Source organism: Megasphaera vaginalis (ex Srinivasan et al. 2021) (genome assembly GCF_000478965.1).
GTDB classification, from domain to species: domain Bacteria; phylum Bacillota; class Negativicutes; order Veillonellales; family Megasphaeraceae; genus Megasphaera; species Megasphaera vaginalis.
On the sequence record NZ_AWXA01000030.1, the window covers coordinates 1 to 2129 of the forward strand.

A 2129-nucleotide genomic window follows, 5' to 3' on the forward strand; every position below is an offset into this window, starting at 1 on the left:
TTTTTACTGACATATATTTCATCCTTTCTATGGTATAATCACACTCATAAGGAGGTGATCCTAATGAGCGTGGAAGAAATAACAAAGGAAATCGTAATAGCAATGATTCAAAAAGGATACTTTGACCAATGTACTGACAATCACAATCAAACAACTCGAACAGATGAACGAATTCAGTTAATATCTAAAGCGTTTAGGGAAATATGCTCGACCGTTAAAATGCGTGGTAATTAGTACCACATTTTCTCTGATTTCCCTGATGGTATCAGGGTTTATTGTAGTTACAGAACTATGCATTGCATCCTGTATTAAAAACAATGTCAGTTCTTCAAATACATGAATAAATTTTTCTTTATTCTGATTTTGCAGTTCCATAAGTTACCTCCATCTGGTATAATAAATTTGAGTATTTTGGTATGTGGCTGTTGTCGGCGTTTGCCGGCAGCAGCCATTTTTTTTAGTATCTGATGACCAGCCGCTGCCCCGGTTTCAGTGTCGGATCCGGGCCCAAATCATTATTGATTTGGATTTCATAAATTACTTCGCGGACGTCCTGCCCGGTCTTGTCAGCGATAGGCCCGGCGATTTCCCACAGCGTTTCGTCTGTGTCGACGACGTGGATGATAGCTGTGTCGTTCGCAATGGTTTCGGCCTGGGACCAGGACGTCGTGCTACCGAGATACAGCCCGACTCCGAAAGCGGCCACGATGGCCATCGCACTCCGGACGGCCCGGAAACGCGGCTTACGCTTTGACCTGGTCAACCCATGATCGTAAATTTTCATCGTCTTCATGGTTTTTTCCACCTCCTTCCACGAAGCCAATCAACTGAGTTTTCGTACACCGGACGGTACGCCCATACCGGAAACCTATTTCATGAATGATTTCGTAAGCCTGGTTCATGCCAATCCTTAAGAATTCGGCCACATCTTTAGCCGTTAAAATTGGGGGTAATCCCTTGTAAATGTCTTGATTCATGATTTCCTCCTTTCTTCTCCCGTTCTGGTATAATGACCATGAAGGGGAGTGATGACTATGCGCATTAATTTTTGCTCATAAACTTCTAATTCTGTTTATTTAAAAAAAAGGAGAGATTCTAATGGATCCAATCACCGTATCAGTAGCAACAGCAGCTCTGACCTCACTCGCTAGCAAAGGAGCTGACGCTCCTGCAAAAACGCTAAATCTGCTTTGGCAAGCAACCTTTGGTAGATGGGATGAAAAACTCAAGCAAACTGTTGAAGCGAATATTCGCCGTTATGCAAAAGACATCGATGATGAAGTAAGTAAAATCCCAAACGACTCAATTAATAATAATCCCGACATTAGTGTTATCGGGCCTGCATTAGAGGCATCAAAATATTACGTAGAAAAAACGGATGTACGAAAAATGTTTGCTAAATTAATAGCAGCTGAATTCGATGCACGAAGTTCTGATAAAGTTCATATTGCTTTTGTAGAAATCATTAAGCAAATGTCTGCCAACGACGCTAAACTATTGAAAATATTACCTAAAGTAGGCCCATTGGCTGAATTCAGACTATATGCCAATGATCGTAAGTCCTATACTTCTCTAGGCAAAGACATTATCTACATTCCAGGTTTGATAGAAACTAACTTCGAAAACAATGCAATTTCTATCAATAACTTATCCCGCCTTGGAATTGTTGAGTTGAGCCATATTTCATCCCTCGTTGACGAAACTATTTACAAGGCCTACGAAGCTTTTGATGAATATAAACAAGGTACAAAGATAGTTCAAGAGCATCCAGACAATTACAGTAGTATGGAAGTTTCCAGTGGGTCGTTTTCTATTACACCTTTTGGAGATGTCTTTAAAAAGATTTGCCTATAGTTTTTGGATTTTTTCCCACATAAACTCTCCCATCTTTACTGCCAACCATCCTGCAACGGTAACATTAATAATGGTTGAAACTAAAATCATTAGACAAATAAAAATATAGTTTTCCATTTTAGCCTCCAGATAATTAATTTTTTGAATATTCCATATCAAACCATCTTTTTATGGATTCGCAGGAAAGGTCATCAAGTGCCAGCTTGGTGGCCTTTTCTTCATATTGACGGTCAATAATGGTTTTGATGCGTCGCCATTCGTTCGCTTTTAGCCCA

The 2129-nt window shown here is 40.0% G+C and carries 5 protein-coding genes; 2 read left to right on the top strand and 3 right to left on the bottom strand.

Annotated elements, in window-relative coordinates; genetic code table 11:
* Positions 1–63 precede the first annotated feature (63 nt).
* Positions 64–234 carry a hypothetical protein gene (locus HMPREF1250_RS11625; protein ID WP_155914498.1) on the top strand — a complete coding sequence of 57 codons (171 nt, stop codon included), beginning with the start codon at positions 64–66 and terminating at the stop codon, positions 232–234.
* A gap of 223 nt (positions 235–457) precedes the next feature.
* Here the strand turns inward: HMPREF1250_RS11625 and HMPREF1250_RS05390 are convergent, their stop codons facing one another.
* Both HMPREF1250_RS05390 and HMPREF1250_RS11835 read right to left on the bottom strand, forming a co-directional pair.
* Positions 458–793 (bottom strand): LysM peptidoglycan-binding domain-containing protein, encoded by a 336-nt coding sequence (locus HMPREF1250_RS05390; protein ID WP_023053629.1) that lies wholly within the window; start codon positions 791–793, stop codon positions 458–460.
* Positions 744–977 carry a hypothetical protein gene (locus HMPREF1250_RS11835; protein WP_036242797.1) on the bottom strand — a complete coding sequence of 78 codons (234 nt, stop codon included), beginning with the start codon at positions 975–977 and terminating at the stop codon, positions 744–746. The genes HMPREF1250_RS05390 and HMPREF1250_RS11835 overlap by 50 nt, the downstream gene beginning before the upstream one ends.
* Before the next feature lie 121 nt (positions 978–1098).
* Here HMPREF1250_RS11835 and HMPREF1250_RS10925 point away from each other — a divergent pair, with 121 nt between their 5' ends.
* Entirely contained in the window at positions 1099–1854 is a 756-nt protein-coding gene (locus tag HMPREF1250_RS10925; protein WP_023053628.1) for a DUF4393 domain-containing protein, read from the top strand.
* Here the strand turns inward: HMPREF1250_RS10925 and HMPREF1250_RS12160 are convergent.
* Complete coding sequence (locus HMPREF1250_RS12160; protein ID WP_023053627.1) at positions 1849–1971, bottom strand: hypothetical protein; 123 nt, start codon at positions 1969–1971, stop codon at positions 1849–1851. The two genes, HMPREF1250_RS10925 and HMPREF1250_RS12160, sit on opposite strands and share 6 nt — an antisense overlap.
* Between the last annotated feature and the right edge of the window lie 158 nt (positions 1972–2129).

What these genes read in the sequence shown, in the direction of transcription:
- HMPREF1250_RS11835 (WP_036242797.1), bottom strand. Translation starts at nt 977, where the DNA reads ATGAATCAAGACATTTACAAGGGATTACCCCCAATTTTAACGGCTAAA.
- HMPREF1250_RS12160 (WP_023053627.1), bottom strand. Translation starts at nt 1,971, where the DNA reads ATGGAAAACTATATTTTTATTTGTCTAATGATTTTAGTTTCAACCATT.
- HMPREF1250_RS05390 (WP_023053629.1), bottom strand. Translation starts at nt 793, where the DNA reads ATGAAGACGATGAAAATTTACGATCATGGGTTGACCAGGTCAAAGCGT.
- HMPREF1250_RS10925 (WP_023053628.1), top strand. Translation starts at nt 1,099, where the DNA reads ATGGATCCAATCACCGTATCAGTAGCAACAGCAGCTCTGACCTCACTC.
- HMPREF1250_RS11625 (WP_155914498.1), top strand. Translation starts at nt 64, where the DNA reads ATGAGCGTGGAAGAAATAACAAAGGAAATCGTAATAGCAATGATTCAA.